This window comes from Citrobacter sp. TBCS-14, assembly GCF_005280805.1.
Lineage (GTDB): Bacteria > Pseudomonadota > Gammaproteobacteria > Enterobacterales > Enterobacteriaceae > Citrobacter > Citrobacter gillenii.
This window is the reverse complement of record NZ_SZWM01001039.1, coordinates 1-471: the sequence shown is the minus strand read 5'-3', so window position 1 is coordinate 471 and position 471 is coordinate 1. Positions and strand designations below refer to the sequence as shown.

The window sequence follows — 471 nt, the reverse complement described above, 5'->3', positions numbered from 1 at the left end:
TTTTCTTCTGCCCTTAAACTTTTGTAGTTGCTTTTCATATATGAACTTTCTAATATCGTCTTTCTGCTGTTTTTCCTCTTTATCAGACCAACTAACTTTTTGGCCTTTTCGCTTGCCACTTTGATAAACTCGTCTGTTATCATCAGGAAAGCCATTTTTTTCAAAGTACATTCTAGCATATTCAAAGTAATTTAAGCTGTTGATGTACTGCTGACTATCCTTTTTGTGATAATTAAGAGTTATCAATCGTCTTTCAGCTAGTGATTCAAAAGATGTTATCATACTTCTTCTTCAACGAAACCTAAAGCTAACAAAGCTTTATATTCCTCGCTCCCCTCTTTAACTTCAAGAGCATCTTGCTCGAATTTTGTTAATTGTTTAGACTGTCCAGCATAATATAATGCAGTTCCTCCGCTACTATCAGAAAAGTTATAAAACTTAAATTTAGGTTCAATAACTTCATAACCGTTA

At 33.1% G+C, this 471-nt stretch carries 2 protein-coding genes; both read right to left on the bottom strand.

The annotated features are described in order from the left end of the window. Positions 1-282: hypothetical protein (locus FDX22_RS23835; RefSeq protein ID WP_137365916.1), on the bottom strand; the 282-nt coding region annotated here is incomplete at its 3' end. Further along, positions 279-471 (bottom strand): hypothetical protein (locus FDX22_RS23830; RefSeq protein WP_047692915.1); only part of this gene is annotated, 193 nt, incomplete at its 5' end. The genes FDX22_RS23830 and FDX22_RS23835, both read right to left, overlap by 4 nt.